At 44.0% G+C, this 14,827-nt stretch carries 14 protein-coding genes; 9 read left to right on the top strand and 5 right to left on the bottom strand.

Annotated elements, in window-relative coordinates:
- Window positions 1-220: 220 nt before the first annotated feature.
- Both AWH66_RS23375 and hutC read right to left on the bottom strand, forming a co-directional pair.
- The gene (locus tag AWH66_RS23375) at window positions 221-763 is read right to left on the bottom strand and encodes a porin family protein (RefSeq protein WP_063603233.1); all 543 of its coding nucleotides are present in this window, start codon (window positions 761-763) and stop codon (window positions 221-223) included.
- Window positions 764-925: 162 nt separating this feature from the next.
- Entirely contained in the window at window positions 926-1,636 is a 711-nt protein-coding gene (gene hutC / locus AWH66_RS23370; protein WP_063603234.1) for a histidine utilization repressor, read from the bottom strand.
- A 242-nt stretch (window positions 1,637-1,878) separates the two neighbouring features.
- Here hutC and AWH66_RS23365 point away from each other — a divergent pair, with 242 nt between their 5' ends.
- The gene (locus AWH66_RS23365; protein ID WP_063603235.1) at window positions 1,879-2,493 is read left to right on the top strand and encodes a fumarylacetoacetate hydrolase family protein; all 615 of its coding nucleotides are present in this window, start codon (window positions 1,879-1,881) and stop codon (window positions 2,491-2,493) included.
- 69 nt (window positions 2,494-2,562) lie between these two features.
- Here AWH66_RS23365 and AWH66_RS23360 read toward each other — a convergent pair whose 3' ends face one another.
- A complete protein-coding gene (locus AWH66_RS23360) occupies window positions 2,563-4,662 on the bottom strand; it encodes a DUF4962 domain-containing protein (protein ID WP_063603236.1) in 2,100 nt (699 codons plus the stop codon).
- 564 nt (window positions 4,663-5,226) lie between these two features.
- Between AWH66_RS23360 and coxB the strand changes: the two genes are divergently transcribed.
- The 4 genes from coxB to AWH66_RS23340 are packed head-to-tail and all read left to right on the top strand — an operon-like array spanning window position 5,227 to window position 9,536.
- Window positions 5,227-6,399 (top strand): cytochrome c oxidase subunit II, encoded by a 1,173-nt coding sequence (gene coxB / locus AWH66_RS23355; RefSeq protein ID WP_420882871.1) that lies wholly within the window; start codon window positions 5,227-5,229, stop codon window positions 6,397-6,399.
- A 14-nt stretch (window positions 6,400-6,413) separates the two neighbouring features.
- A complete protein-coding gene (ctaD, locus tag AWH66_RS23350) occupies window positions 6,414-8,042 on the top strand; it encodes a cytochrome c oxidase subunit I (RefSeq protein WP_373455203.1) in 1,629 nt (542 codons plus the stop codon).
- Window positions 8,043-8,053: 11 nt separating this feature from the next.
- Entirely contained in the window at window positions 8,054-8,662 is a 609-nt protein-coding gene (locus tag AWH66_RS23345) for a cytochrome c oxidase assembly protein (RefSeq protein WP_063603237.1), read from the top strand.
- Window positions 8,655-9,536, top strand: coding sequence for a cytochrome c oxidase subunit 3 (locus AWH66_RS23340; RefSeq protein WP_063603238.1), 882 nt, complete (start codon window positions 8,655-8,657; stop codon window positions 9,534-9,536). The genes AWH66_RS23345 and AWH66_RS23340 overlap by 8 nt, the downstream gene beginning before the upstream one ends.
- A gap of 21 nt (window positions 9,537-9,557) precedes the next feature.
- On the opposite strand, the gene AWH66_RS23335 is transcribed toward AWH66_RS23340, so the two are convergent.
- A complete protein-coding gene (locus AWH66_RS23335; protein ID WP_062455699.1) occupies window positions 9,558-9,782 on the bottom strand; it encodes a DUF2909 family protein in 225 nt (74 codons plus the stop codon).
- Window positions 9,783-9,795: 13 nt separating this feature from the next.
- Between AWH66_RS23335 and AWH66_RS23330 the strand changes: the two genes are divergently transcribed.
- From AWH66_RS23330 to cyoE, 4 genes are read left to right on the top strand one after another with little or no spacing between them, the layout of a single operon-like run.
- A complete protein-coding gene (locus AWH66_RS23330) occupies window positions 9,796-10,557 on the top strand; it encodes an SURF1 family protein (protein ID WP_167360984.1) in 762 nt (253 codons plus the stop codon).
- A gap of 8 nt (window positions 10,558-10,565) precedes the next feature.
- Entirely contained in the window at window positions 10,566-11,138 is a 573-nt protein-coding gene (locus tag AWH66_RS23325; protein ID WP_083400116.1) for a hypothetical protein, read from the top strand.
- Window positions 11,139-11,184: 46 nt separating this feature from the next.
- Complete coding sequence (locus AWH66_RS23320) at window positions 11,185-12,351, top strand: COX15/CtaA family protein (RefSeq protein WP_063603239.1); 1,167 nt, start codon at window positions 11,185-11,187, stop codon at window positions 12,349-12,351.
- A gap of 11 nt (window positions 12,352-12,362) precedes the next feature.
- Window positions 12,363-13,265, top strand: a complete 903-nt coding sequence (gene cyoE / locus AWH66_RS23315; protein ID WP_143081580.1) for a heme o synthase — start codon at window positions 12,363-12,365, stop codon at window positions 13,263-13,265.
- A 126-nt stretch (window positions 13,266-13,391) separates the two neighbouring features.
- Here the strand turns inward: cyoE and AWH66_RS23310 are convergent, their stop codons facing one another.
- Window positions 13,392-14,411, bottom strand: a complete 1,020-nt coding sequence (locus tag AWH66_RS23310; RefSeq protein ID WP_063603241.1) for a porin — start codon at window positions 14,409-14,411, stop codon at window positions 13,392-13,394.
- Window positions 14,412-14,827: the final 416 nt, after the last annotated feature.

Here is a 14,827-nt window from a genome sequence, read left to right as displayed (position 1 = left end):
TATACAATTGATCAATAGTGCATCGTACAAAATGTGATCTAAGCGTCTAAGATTTGAGGTTTTAGTAGATGATTAAATAGAAGGATCAGGTTAGGTGATTTTAAATCTTAACGGCGGTAACACTGTGGCTTAACTGACTGATATACATGATCTTAAACAGAAGTAGGCCACTATACGGTGACCTACTGAAGTAATTACAATTTGCCAAATATAGGTAAGATTAGAAGTTAAACTTTACTCCAAGACTGGCTGACTTGGTATTGTAGACGGCGATGTTGTGAATTTCGTAGCTAGCTTGAATCGCAAAGTGTTCCGTGATGTCGTAGCCAAGACCGAGTCCGTATACGGATGCAGTGTCGGAGACTGATGAACCGTTGACCGATACGTTAGTTTCAACTTCAGAGTTAATTTTGTGGAAACCTAGCTTTGCTAGCGCGTAAAAACGTTCGCCCATATAAATCTTGGGGATGACATTGATTCCGTATGAGGTCATCGACAAGGTGTAATAATCGTTGTGGAAAGACTCTTTGGTTGAACCAAGATTCTTATATTCTAGCTCTGTACCAAGTACAAAAAAGCTACCCAAAGCAAAATCATACCCGCCATTCGCTGAGTAGCCATTTGTTACTTCGTTACTGCTAACAAACGCCGCGTCGTAGCTCATTTTTGAATAAGAAGCACCAACGTAGAAGCCTTCGTTGGCCAAAGATGACGTAGAAAAAGCGGCGATGGCTAAAGAAAGTGCTAAGACTGTTTTTTTCATTCTGATTTCTCACTGGTTTATGTGGTTATTATGCGAGAAATCCTAACATTGAAGCTTAGGTGTTGGGGTAAGCCAACGTAAGCTAACTTATTGTATTGCCAATAGTTAGCTTACAAATTAGTGAGTTGTTTAGTTTGTTAAAGCCGAGAGTATTACACGTGACTAAAGGGTGACTTTCGAGCTCAGCTGATAGCGGCTTCCGGGATGGTAGAGCAAGGCTGTACTGATAAGGCGGTCGTCACTCCAAGTTCTTCTGTGGAGCAATAAACAGGGCTCTTTTGTCGTCATTTCGAGCCTCTGACCTATTTCATCATTACAAATAATGGCTTCGACGGTATGTTCAACGGCAGTCATAGGGCAGTTTAGCGTTAAGTACTCGTTTGGAGTGACTTTCGAGAAATCTTGTTTGTAATAGTCAGGTGCAAACTTTGCGTTTACCCAACGACACTCCAACTGAATAGGAAGATCGTTTTCTTTGTGTAAGATCTCACTGTAGTAAACCGAGCTCCCCAACATAACGCCTAGCTTGGTGGCGATATTTTGATCGGCTTTGGTTGCAAGGTGTTTAATGACATCGCACGAATAAGTTTTACCTCTAGATGCGACTTCTTTGGCGATGTTTCGTGTATCAAGTAGAGGACTCTCTGCCTTTTCACTCAGTTTTTTTACGAACGTACCGAGCCTAGGGCGTCGCTCTAATTTTCCTTCGCCTACCAGATCCCTAATGGCTTTATTAACGGTCATTCGACTGACAGAAAACTGTTCGGTGAGCTCCATTTCGGTTGAGATACGCTGTCCAACAGGCCAGTGCCCTTGGTCTATCTTCTGTTCGATGTATTGTTTGATTTGAATATACAGGGGCTCAGCGGACATTAACGACTCGTCACTTGATAAATTGAATATACAAATGGTTGTCGAAATTGAATTAAAATGCAAGGAGTGAGATGAAATCCTATCAAATCTGTGGGCTGGGTGCGCAACTGCGATAACAACTCAAACCTCGATCCTTGCCTCAACTTTGAAAAATACTCTTCTAAATCATAAGTCTGTCACTATAAATCCGCTAAAATGCACAGTTCTTAGTGTTGAATTTACCTGTCAGTCAAGGAAGGGCAATGAAAGCGGTATTTGTTGGAGATGATTCTTTTTTCCCATCGAAGATCTTGTGCGTAGGCCGTAACTACGTCGAACACATCAATGAATTAGGGAATGAGATCCCTGAAAATATGGTGGTGTTTAACAAACCAAACTCTAGTATCGCATCAGAGCTCTATTCATACCTTGATGAGCCTCTTCATTACGAGGCCGAAATTTGCTTCCTTGTCCGCAACCAACAACTCTACGCAGTGGGCTTTGGATTAGATCTTACTAAACGAAGCTTACAGTCTAAGCTGAAGCAGAAGGGTCTGCCTTGGGAAAGAGCTAAAGCGTTTGATAACTCGGCCAAATTTAGCCGTTTCATTCCATTATCAGATATGGATGTCAGTGAGCTTGAGGTGGAGTTGTTTATCAATAGTATGCGAATGCAATTAGGTGGCACCAAACAGATGCTGTATAAACCAGATGTGATTTTGCAAGAACTGGCCTCTTACACCGAATTACAAGATGGAGATATTGTGATGACGGGGACGCCCCAAGGGGTTGGAGAGATAGTCGCTGGAGATAGGTTTCTCGGTCGTATTAAATACGCGGGAAGAGCCATTGTTGAAGTTGAATGGTTGGCGATATAACCCTTAATAAAAAAGAGCCTTCAACGCTGAAATGCAGTGAAGGCTTAATCTTTTAAACTCGTTGAACCACTATAAATCGATGGTCACTGTTTCACCATCTACAACAAGTGTTAGTTCATTGTCGCGGACGCTATGCGACACCTGAACTTGTTCCCCGCTATTCTTGTTAGGGACAAGCAACGTAAGAATGTCGTGTTGCTTTGATGCAGAAAATTCTACTTCTACATGACGGTGGATCTCCAAATCTCGGAACTCGTAAGGGTCCACATCGCCAAAGCCTTCGACGTTGGTCACTGACGTAATTTGGTCTGCGCTCTGATTGATAAAGCTCACATCTAGATTTGCTTTGTCACCGTGGATAGCAAATGACTTTTGAGCTGTCTCGGTATTAAACGTGGTATGCATTAGCCAAGTGAGATCTTTCTCTTCGCCAAAGCTCGCTTTCTCTTCGCCAAAGCTCGCTTTGTCTTGGATGACAAAGAGCTTACCTTTCACGAACCAAATCTTACGTTTGTAGGATTCGATATCTGGCGTAAAGAACTTGTAGGATTCGGTTGCATCACCCTCTACAAATTTGACGTCAGAGTCAGTGTCATAGTCTGTGATTTGACCGCCAGCTTCGATACAGAAGCGGTCTTGATGGCCTTCAAATTTGGTGTTCTTGTTCTCTCCGTACTGCCCTTTGCCGTTAAACAGTGGCAAGTTCTTAGAGAAAGTATGACGACGCCACTTAGTATGCATATCGACGCCAAAACCACCGTAATAGCCGGTGATAGATGCTAATGTTTCACCAAACGCATGTAGAGTGAATGCATTTTGGTCACCATGTGAATGGCTGATGGAACCAAATGGCGAACATTTAAAGACCATATGGATATGGTTGTCACGTTCCGTCATCTTGTTGTGGAAAGCAGCCCAGCCTGTAATAGGAAACACTTTTAACAACGGATCGTTTGACGGCGCTTTTTCTTCAGGCGCATCCCAAAGAATATTAAAACGGAGGTCGTCATAGCCAAAGTCCCACCAACCAAAGTTATAAAACTTGGTATGTGCTTCAGTATCACGGCCTTTCAATTGGTTGTAATACCAAACGTATTCAGGCTTTTGATTTACTCCAGCATAATGCTTGATGTTATAGGCAAGTTTTAACCCTGGGAAGTCACCGATAGAAGATTGGTCACAGAAGCTGGCTCGTTTAGAGTGAACGGGCATGCAATAAAGTGGGAAATCTCCTGTGTTTTCGTAGAACGTTTTATTGAACATATCTACACCACAGTATGCTTTTAACAGATCAAATGCTTCACCTAGAAAGGCAGTTTGAGTATTCCAATAATCGGGACCTTCTGCCCAACCGCCGTCTTCACCACCCCATGGCGGATAGTGGACTGCATAGTATTCCAATGCATACGCAATGTATTCACCGGCTTTAGGATGGTCGTGATAGAGAGCAATACACGTCGGAATAATGGCTGAAGAAATAGAACGGACGCCGTGACTGTTCAAAGGGTTGTTTAATAGGTCAACGGTGACTTTTAGGTGATGCATGATTTCGTCTAAACGAGTCACCAATGCCTCACGTACTATTGTGCGCTCTTCTTCAGTAAAGTGCCCATGTAACCAGTCATAGCCCCAAGCCATTGCTGCAATGACACGGAAGGCGGCTTCGTCATTGTAGCCGCGAGATGTTACGCCGTCTGGATCATAGGACGCGAGTTGGAGCGTCCAAGCTTTAGCTTTGGCAATAAGTTCTTTATCGTCTTTGACAATGCCTGCGATCGCAAGATTACGTGTCGCATTGAGCGCCATCTGGCAATCCACGTACATTTGACGCCAATAAGGTCGCCAGAGAGAGGCTTTGCCAACCGTTTCTTCTGGGTAAGGTTGAGGCTCTGCGTAAGGTTCAGTATCGAAAAACTTGACCGTTGAGTTATTCATGAAGTCGTCGAACATGCAGTGAGACTCATCTTGCATAACTCTTGATTTAAATTCGGCAAGTTCATTGGCTTGGATGAGTAGGCGAGGGCGAGCCTCTGCAAGATTATCTAGGAAGGTCAGATCAAAGTCTCGTTTCTGAACTTCAATAGGCAGTAGATCAACCAAGTTACCAGCTGAAGTGTCGTTTTCCAGCTTCATGGCCTTGATTGCATCGAATGATTTGTCGTTACTCATACCAACTCTCTTGTAAATACAAAGTATGTCTAAGGGGAATGGAGATAATATGCAATATTGTCATACAATAATAAAATACTTCCACAGGCTGATTCATGCTTTTTTACGTATTTTGTGAGCAGTGACAGAATCCACGACTTGCGTTGTTCTCGAGAGATCAATTTTTCAGTTTGTCAAAATTTAAACGACAATCGATAAGCCACCATCACAAAAAGTGACCTTTTATTTTTATCCTTGCGAATCTCGAATTCTCTAACTAGCCTTTAGTTAACAAAAATATAACAAGTTGTTTTGCGTTGTATTTTATTGATTCCGGACTCAATAAGTAAGTGGTTATTGTTCTGTATGACCGTTTACTTGTGCAGTTTGGCTTTATTTTTGAGACTCATTTTCGAGTTGATAAAACCTAGTTGGTCTTCGTTAGACGTCGTCGAATCACAGTTAGTTGGGTTTTGATTACGGGCTGTACCATCCTGAATTGTTTGATCACTCTTCAGACGTGCTTGGTATAAGTCATAGGGGAACCACGTTAGGACAAACGTGGCTAGGCAAAGGAGAAATCTTTTGAAGAGATTGCTGACCATTCGCTTTTGGATTGGTGTGGCTGCTGCGCTAATCAGCCAACCTCTCATCGCCGAGTCGAGCGGCTATAACTTGACTAGAGGCGTTACTAATATCAGTAACCAAGTCTATGACTTGCACATGCTGATTTTCTATATCTGTTGCGCCATTGCGTTCGTTGTATTTGGAGTAATGTTCTACTCTATTTTCAAACACAGAAAATCTCGCGGCGCCGTTGCCGCCAACTTCCACGAAAGTACAAAAGTCGAAATTGTCTGGACAGTGATTCCGATCATCATCTTGGTCGCGATGGCAATTCCCGCAACCAAAACACTAGTGGCAATGGAAGATACGTCTCAGTCTGATATCACCATCAAAATTACAGGCTCACAGTGGAAATGGCACTACGAGTACTTTGGAGAAGAGGTTAATTTCTTCTCCTTGTTGGCTACATCTCAAAAGCAAATAGATGGTATTGAAGAAAAAGGTGCTCACTACCTACTTGAAGTAGACAATCCACTCGTTGTACCTATCAATCAAAAAATCCGTTTCTTAATGACATCCGATGACGTAATTCATTCTTGGTGGGTGCCGGATTTTGCCGTCAAGAAAGACACAATCCCAGGCTTTATTAATGAGGCATGGACCAAGATTGACGAGCCAGGTATTTATCGAGGTCAGTGTGCCGAGCTGTGTGGTAAAGCTCATGGTTTTATGCCGATCGTCGTTCAAGCTATGGAACAGAGTGACTACGATGCGTGGTTAGCAGGAAAGAAACAAGAAATGGCATTGGCAGCAGCGGAAGCAGCAAAGTCTCTAGATGCCACACTTCCACTTGATGAACTGATGACAATTGGTGAAGAAGTGTATGCGGGTCGTTGCGCTGTCTGCCATCAAGCTAACGGTGAAGGTATTACGGGGGCTTTTCCTGCCATTGCGGGGAGCACAGTTGCAACGACTGGAGATGTGTCGATTCACATCAGCAAAATTGTTGATGGGGTAAATGGAACAGCCATGCAGTCGTTCGCTAACCAATTGACAGACAAGGAAATAGCAGCAGTAGTGACTTACCAGCGAAATGCTTGGGGTAATGATACGGGAGATGCAGTACAAGCCTCTGATATCAATGCGTTCAAAGCGCAAGATGGGGAGCAAAATAGCTCCAAGGAGTTATGATGAAAACGGATCCTATGGAAACAGTTAAATCGTCAACGGCGACGGATGCAGAGATGAGTCGTGCAGAAAGCACGGCCGTTATTGAAGACGATCATCATGATCACGCTCCTTCAGGTTGGGCAAGATGGGTATACTCCACTAACCATAAAGATATCGGGACCTTGTACCTGTGGTTTAGTTTCGCCATGTTTCTTACTGGCGGCGCGATGGCGATGGTCATTCGTGCAGAGCTATTCCAACCAGGCTTACAGCTTGTAGAGCCAAATTTCTTTAACCAGATGACCACAGTTCACGGCTTAGTGATGGTGTTTGGTGCAGTAATGCCTGCATTTACTGGGTTGGCTAACTGGATGATCCCTATGATGATCGGTGCGCCAGATATGGCATTACCGCGCATGAATAATTTAAGCTTTTGGATTCTACCGTTCGCCTTCCTGATTCTATTGTCGTCCCTCTTCATGCCCGGTGGCGGACCTGATTTTGGTTGGACATTCTATGCCCCACTTTCAACAACCTATGGCCCCGATAGTACGGCACTGTTTGTGTTCTCAGTACATATCATGGGGATTAGCTCCATCATGGGGGCGATCAATGTCATTGTCACCATTTTCAATATGCGCGCTCCTGGTATGACGTTGATGAAAATGCCACTGTTTGTTTGGACTTGGTTGATTACAGCCTTCCTGCTTATTGCGGTGATGCCAGTGTTAGCAGGTGCTGTGACAATGGTGTTAACAGATAAGTATTTCGGAACCAGTTTCTTCGATGCAGCGGGTGGTGGCGACCCTGTGATGTTTCAGCATATCTTTTGGTTCTTTGGACACCCAGAAGTGTACATCATGATTTTGCCTTCTTTCGGCATCGTCTCGGCAATCGTACCTGCGTTCAGTGGTAAAAAGCTGTTTGGCTACCATTCTATGGTTTATGCGACGTGCAGTATCGCACTGTTGTCCTTCTTGGTTTGGGCGCACCATATGTTTACCACAGGCATGCCGGTGTTCGCAGAGCTGTTCTTCATGTACTGCACTATGCTGATTGCAGTGCCAACAGGGGTGAAAGTATTTAATTGGGTAGCGACTATGTGGCGCGGTGCGTTAACGTTCGAAACGCCCATGCTGTTCGCCATCGCCTTTATTGTCTTGTTTACCATTGGTGGTTTTTCTGGGTTGATGTTAGCTATAGTGCCTGCGGACTTCCAGTATCACGATACCTATTTTGTCGTGGCTCACTTCCACTATGTGTTGGTCTCCGGTGCTGTGTTCTCAATTATGGCGGCCGCTTATTACTGGCTGCCCAAATGGACAGGACATATGTACGACCACAAACTTAGCCTGTGGCATTTTTGGTGCTCGGTTATTTCGGTCAATGTGCTGTTTTTCCCGATGCACTTCTTAGGATTAGCGGGCATGCCAAGGCGTATTCCTGACTATGCAATTCAATTTGCGGATGTAAACCAGATTGTCTCAATCGGCGGTTTTGCCTTTGGTCTTTCGCAGTTGATTTTTTTATGGCTAGTAATCAAGTGTATTAAAGGCGGAGAAAAGGCCGAAGCCAAACCTTGGGACAGAGCGGAAGGGCTAGAATGGACAGTCCCAAGTCCAGCACCACATCACACCTTTAGTACTCCACCCAAAGTGGATTAGAGAGGTGACTTATGAGCGAGCAAAACCGTAAGTCAAACAAAAAGTTAGTAACGTGGCTTAGTGTTGCTGTTATCGGCATGTTTGGGTTCGGTTTTGCTTTGGTTCCGTTGTACGACATTATGTGTGAAGCATTGGGTATCAATGGTAAAACCAATACGGTGTCCGCGGTGCAACCCGTCGGAATGAGGGCGGACATCTCGCGTACGATTCGTATTGAGTTTATGGCACACATCAATCCTGATATGCCGTGGACCTTTAAGCCCGAAACCATCTACCTTGATGTTCATCCCGGCGAGGTGATTCAAACCGCTTATTTGGCAAAGAATAATGCGTCGCAATCTTTAATCGGGCAAGCAGTACCATCTGTATCTCCGGGCACTGGCGCTGCTTATTTTAATAAAATTGAGTGTTTTTGCTTCAACCATCAGCCCCTTGATGCTAATGGCGAAGCGGAGATGCCTCTAATTTTCTATATCGAACCTGATATCCCCGAATCAATTCACACACTGACTTTGTCGTACACACTCTACAACATCACAAGCAATGCAAGCGTGCAGGGTGCCGTTGAACGCAGTAAGGGTAGCAAAAGCGCACTTAACAGGGAGTTAAGCTATGAGTAAACCTCAATCTTATTACGTTCCAGCTCAGAGTAGTTGGCCAATCGTGGGGGCAATCGCGCTGTTTTTGGTGGCGGTTGGTGCTGGGCTCACAGTTCAACATTTAGAAACAGGTGGGGCGGGTAGTGTCATTGGTAACGTTACTCTAGCGTTTGGCTTTGTCGTGTTGCTGTACATGTTGTCAGGTTGGTTTAGCAATGTTGTCAGTGAGTCATTGTCAGGCTTGTATTCAGATCAGATTACGCGTTCATTTCGTCAAGGGATGAGCTGGTTCATTTTTTCTGAAGTGATGTTCTTCGGTGCTTTTTTTGGGGCTTTGTTTTATGCACGAATGATCTCCGTCCCTTGGCTTGGCGGGGCAGATAACAATGTGATGACTCACGAAGTTCTGTGGCCTGGTTTTGAAGCGATTTGGCCTTTGACGACAACGCCAGCAGGTGACACGACTGAGGCGATGCCATGGCAAGGTTTGCCGTTGAAGAACACGATTATATTGCTGCTCTCTTCGATTACGTTGCATATGGCACATGTCAGTTTGGAGAAAAATAAACGAACGGCGCTCATCGTCTGGCTTGAGATTACCATCGTACTAGCGGTATTTTTCCTCTATTACCAAGCGGTTGAATATGCGCACGCATACCAAGATATGGGGCTGACCTTACAATCTGGGATATACGGTAATACCTTCTTTATGTTGACTGGATTCCATGGCCTACATGTGTGTTTAGGGACGATCTTCTTGATAGTACTCTTGTTCCGAATCGCTAAAGATCATTTTACTCCCAAAGACCATTTCGCATTTCAGGCAGGCAGTTGGTACTGGCACTTTGTTGATGTCGTTTGGCTGTGCCTCTTTGTTTTTGTTTATGTACTTTAACTCAGATATTAGAAAACTGACTTAATAAGGACGAGGGTTAGGAGCAAGCAATCCACTTTGAAGGGCGATGATCAAAAGAATAATAACGATCGCAGAAAACAAGACACGGCGACCCAGATAGTGACTCATGGGTTTATCAGAATCAGGGTCGTCTCGCACCATTCGAATTAGGGCAAGCGCTAAGTTAAAGATGATGAAAAGTAACAGCAGTACTAAAACAATCTTAAACAATAGTGTCGGTGACATTGAGGTTCCTCGCGTGGCCTGGTTCAAATCGGTGAAATTCTGGGTCGGCTTTGCATTAACTGTGGTTGTGTTTTCTACTTTGGTCAAATTAGGTTTGTGGCAGCTGCAGCGAGGTAACGACAAATCACATATGGAGTTAATGTTAGCTCAGCGAGGTGAGCAGTCTCCGATTTCTTTGAGCTCTGTCCATTTTTCAAACAATCCCCAGTCAAACAGTGAGTATCTTGATTGGATAGGTGTACCAGTCTTTGCTGAGGTCACACCTCTGCCAGAGCTTTTCTATTTGGATAATCAAACCTTTGAAGGACAAGTTGGTTATTTGGTGTTTCAGCTTATTATCGACGACCAATCACGCTTTTTGCTTCTTGAACTGGGTTTCGTTAAAGGAATGGAGCAAAGACAGTCATTACCAGTTGTTGAGCCTTTAACCCAACCTCTGATGATAACTGGGCGTTTATACCAAAAGATGGACAGCCCTTTAGGCAATGAACTCTACCCAGAAGATTTTACCTCTTCGACTTCTACTAGATTTCGAATTCAGAACTTAAATATAGGTTCATTGGCAGAGCTTACTGGTAAGCCCATACAAGCATGGGCGTTGCAGCCTATCGATTCAACAACGCATTATGCTCACCCATGGAAACCATTGTCTATGAACTCGACTAAACACTATGGGTACGCTTTTCAATGGCTCTCCATGGCGTTGGTATTCGCCTTCGTAGTAGGTATTGCCGTGTATCGATGGGTCAGAAAAACTCATTCAACAAGACATTAGGAGCGTTTATGAGCACAGGGATGACGACACATTCGCTAAAGCCCAAAGCTGTGTTAAGAGGACGACTTACGCTACTGGCGTTGATTCTGTTTTTTGCGTTGCCGTTTATCGTCGCGAAGGCAATTTTGAGTAACCATTGGTATGAGTCTGGCGCGACCAATCATGGTCAGCTGTTGGAGCCTCGTGCGACGTTTGAGTCACTAGGAATGGTTAACCCTCTTCAAGGAGAGAGTTGGCAGCTTGGTTTTATGCTTCCTGCTACATGTGATGATGCGTGCTTAAATCGTTTATACATCATGGGACAAACGTATTTAGCACTAGGAAAGTATAAAGAGCGCGTGACTCCTGTTGTTTACGTACAGACTGGACAAGTACTGCCTGAACTGCCGGATTCAGTGACAGTACTAACCGTTAACGATGCTTTCTCTGCCTTAGTGCCATCACAAGGGTATGTCATTACCGACACGTTAGGTCAAGTCGTGATGTTTTTTGAACCTACAACCAAGGAGCAACAAATCGCCCATAGCAAAGGGTTGTTGTCCGACCTAAGAAAGTTACTCAAGTTATCTCGAGTAGGGTAGACGCTAAAAGGTAAGTACACCAGTGTTGAAGGCATAAGGAGTTGCAATGAGACTGATAGATTTGGTGAAAGGGGCGTTAGTTCTGACCGTTATTGTCATCGCCATGGGGGCTTATACCCGCCTTGCTGATGCGGGTTTAGGTTGTCCGGACTGGCCAGGTTGTTATGGCCATCTTACGGTGCCGAGCAATAACGTTGATGTTGCCGTTGCTAATACTCTTTTTCCCGAACGAGCGGTGGAGCCTCATAAAGCTTGGCTAGAAATGATACACCGTTATTTGGCTGGAACTCTGGGTCTGGTGGTGTTCGCGATGACCTATCTTGCGTTAAGAAATGAGCGTGCAAGACTAGGGGTGACTTTGCCGGTGTCGTTATCTTTAGTGATCGTGTTTCAAGCTGCGCTGGGGATGTGGACGGTAACGCTTAAGCTGATGCCCATTGTAGTCATGGGTCACCTGATAGGCGGCTTTACGATGTTTTCTTTACTGTTTTTCACCTATTTAAAATTACGTCCGAGCGTGACAGCGACGCGGCGGGACAATAAAGCAAAATCACAATCTGAAGCAAGTACGACCTTTCAGCCAACAGTGGTTGAGGCTAAAACCGTGACTAGTGAGCCAAAGATAATAGGTCGTCGACTCAAATTATTGGCTGGCTTAGCTCTTGTCGCAACCATCTTACAAATAATATTGGGCGGTTGGGTATCTTCAAATTACGCAGCTGTGGTATGTACCGCTTTGCCGATTTGTGAGGGCGAATGGGTGCGCTATCTCGACTTCAAAACTGCTTTCACTCCTGTTCATTCTGGCTTTGATAATTACGAATTTGGCGTGCTTGATTATGCTGCACGAATGACAATCCATGTGAGTCATCGTTTTGGTGCGATTGTGGTGACTTTACTTGTTGGGATATTAGGGCTGAACTTGTTACAACATAAGCAACGCGTGGTACGCAACGTCGCAGTACTTTTATTAGGACTGTTAGCTATTCAACTTGCACTTGGCGTGAGTAATGTGGTGTTTCATTTACCTTTGGCAATAGCTGTTATGCATAATCTGGGCGCTGCGCTACTTCTATTAAGCCTAATTCAAGCTAACTATATTCTGTGGAATATACGGTACGCTCAATCAGAAAAGCCGACACTGACAGTCATTGAGTCGGAAAATAAAGTTGAGAGACTGAAAGCATCTGGAGACAAGGAGAGTTCTCTATGAATAAACTGACAATGGCGGCAACAAGTCGTGTGGATTCCGTCGTTAAACCAAGACTCAACTGGCGAGTGTATTTAACCTTGACCAAACCGAAAGTGGTCGCATTAATGATCTTAACGGCTTTGGTTGGCATGTGTTTGGCGATACCGGGTGCCTTACCTGTTCAGGCGACCGTGCTGGGTTTGTTGGGTATTGCGTTAATGGCTGGCTCTGCAGCAGCGTTTAACCATCTAATTGACCGTCGAATTGATGCTGTTATGGCAAGAACCCATAAACGTCCATTGCCATCCGGAGATTTGAGTGTTGGTAAAGTCTTTACTTTTGCACTGAGTATTGGCGTATTAGGTTTTGCAATATTAGCTGTGGGGGTGAACTGGTTAACCGCTTGGCTTACATTTGCTAGCTTGCTTGGCTACGCTGTTGTGTACACCTTATATTTAAAGCGAGCGACGCCACAGAATATTGTTATCGCGGGTATAGCTGGTGCGATGCCACCGTTGCTAGGTTGGACCGCGGTCACAGGGGAACTGCACGCTAATGCTTGGTTACTGGTAATGATTATCTTCATATGGACGCCACCTCATTTTTGGGCTTTGGCGATTCATAGAAAAGACGACTACGCGAAAGCCGATATTCCTATGCTTCCGGTGACTCACGGGGTGGAATACACCAAGACTTCTATTCTGCTTTATACAATTTTGTTGGCTTTGGTGTGCTTATTACCTGCCTTAGTCGGAATGACAGGGTTGGTGTATCTAGCCGGTTCGACTTTCTTGAGTGCAGGTTTTATCTATTACGCTTGGAAGTTAAAGTATGCGGCGACAGAAAAGACAGCAATGGATACTTTCAAATTCTCCATTATGCATTTAATGGTTTTATTTGTAGTGTTGCTGGTGGATCACTACCTACCAATTTGATTTTTAAATGATAAAAAACAGCCATCACAATGTGATGGCTGATAGGGCGTTTGGATTTAAACTAGCTGCCAGGAAAGATCTTCGGTCATGTTAATCCATCCCATCTAACAAAAGTGCAGTTTAGAATTAGAACGTGACGATAGCGCCAACACGTCCTGCTGTATCTTTGTCGCCTTTGAGGTCTTTTGAGATGCCTGCGTAAGTTGTGAAGTAGTTAGTAAACTTGTAGTGTACGCTCGCCGCGATGTTTTGGTCTGTTTCGTCAGCGATATCGAACTTAACTTGTTGGAATGCGGCTGCAAGACGAATACGCTCTGTTAGGTCGTATTTAGATGCTACTTCAAAACCTTTATAGTCTTGGTCTAGCAATTTACCTTGAGTATATAAACCACCAAGATATAGGTCATTTAGCTGATAACCCGCACCAACTAGAACGTTTTGGCTTTTCGCTTCGTCAATGCTAGTTGTTGTCCCGCCAATTTTAGACGTGATATCAGTATCTTTTTGATAAGCATAACCTGCACCGAAGCTAAGATCGCCAAGTTGGTACTGCGCAGCAATGCCATAACCTTGATCTACAGTGCCTGAGATATCAGCATCGTATTTGTTGAATGAATCAGCGCTGCCGCCGCCACTGGCGTTAGCTTTAACTTTAAGGTCCCCGAATGTACCGATATACAACAATTGGTTTGTCGTGCGGTCAGCAGTAGCTGTTTTATTACCAGCTTCGCCACCGAATGCGTCAAGAATATCAGTGTAGTCAGTAATGATGCCTAAAGAACCGTCCGTTTTACCATATTGGAGTTCGTTGTTCTCGCCAGCAATGCCAACATATAGGTAGCGGTTATCATATCCGTCGCCGCTTGCCTTACCGTCGGTCATACTTCCTCGGTTGAACTCTTCTTCAAAGAAGCCTTTAGCTTGAACGCCGTCTGCAATTTCTGTTGTAGCTAGAACATTCACACGTGCACGGCTAGTGTCGGTAACCGCTCTACCATTGCTATTGTTGTCAAAATCAGCACGCGCTTCAGCTCGACCGCCCACTGCTAGGTTCAGATTATCACCTTTATATACGTCAGCTGCATTCGCTGCCGTTGCTGATAAACCTGCAATAATAGCCGCTGTTAAAAGAGAAACTTTCTTCATGTTAAATCCCTATTTAGTCTCTAATAAGTTTTATTATTAATACGCTCTTGGCTCGTCGTATCTATAAATAGGCTAAATGATTATTAACAAAGCTATAAGTGCAGACAAATGGAATTATAGTTTTAGTAAATAGCTAATAGGATATATTTTCTGTGATGATCTTTATGGATAAATTAATTTATATCTAGAAATAGACTCTGAGTCACGGTCCATTGGTACTTGTGAGGTTGTTATGTAAGTTCTGGTAATGTTGTGTATTAAATGTAATATTGTGTCGTACTATAAAGGTATTGTGTTTATATAAAACCGAATAGTAAGATAATAATGTTTATACCTAAAAGTATGACGTGGTTAAAATAATTGGCAGTTACTAATAATGTGGGTATGGATAAGAAATGACCATAACATACTATTAC

Origin of the sequence: Vibrio barjaei (assembly GCF_001639065.2) — a bacterium.
Lineage (GTDB): Bacteria > Pseudomonadota > Gammaproteobacteria > Enterobacterales > Vibrionaceae > Vibrio > Vibrio barjaei.
This window is presented reverse-complemented; position numbering and strand designations above follow the sequence as displayed.